Origin of the sequence: Bowmanella dokdonensis, from assembly GCF_017254865.1 — a bacterium.
Classification (GTDB): domain Bacteria; phylum Pseudomonadota; class Gammaproteobacteria; order Enterobacterales; family Alteromonadaceae; genus Bowmanella; species Bowmanella dokdonensis.
Genome location: NZ_JAFKCV010000072.1, coordinates 1 through 509, shown reverse-complemented (window position 1 = coordinate 509; position 509 = coordinate 1). Strand labels below are relative to the sequence as shown.

At 48.1% G+C, this 509-nt stretch carries 1 pseudogene; it reads left to right on the top strand.

Annotation, left to right across the window (positions count from 1 at the left end):
• A pseudogene (locus tag J0A66_RS21590) lies at window positions 1-324 on the top strand (hypothetical protein); the annotation flags it as partial.
• Between the last annotated feature and the right edge of the window lie 185 nt (window positions 325-509).

The window sequence follows — 509 nt, the reverse complement described above, 5'->3', positions numbered from 1 at the left end:
AGTGTTGCAATTGGTGAATTCAAAGAACTGATGGACAGAGCGAAAAAGGGCAGTGGTTTCAGTTTTGTAGACTTAGCTGCGGATATGACAGGGATTCGTTTTGCTGAACTGGCGACTGATCCGCAAACCGCAGAACGTCTGCAGCAAACATTGGCCGGGCTGGACAGCGAGTTACTGTTTTTCCCCTCCATTGATGGCCTGCCCGAGGGCTTTGACAAGCAAGCCTTTAAACATCGCTATCAGCAGGTGGACAGTGAGGCCTATAAAGCCGAGTTGCAAGAGATTCAGCGGCGTATTGGTGAATTGGCGCTTTATCAAGGCTGATTGCCAGCGCTGGGTAAGGGTACCGAGTTGTCAGTTTGAAAATAGCTATTAGTAAATTAATTAAGCAGGAGTAATGCGTTTGGAAGTTTGGTTGGAAAGGGTCCTGGAGTTTATTGTGGGCCATAAATTGGTGATGTCGGTGGTCTTTGGCGCCTTATTTTTAGTGGTGCGTCAGTGGGTCCTGC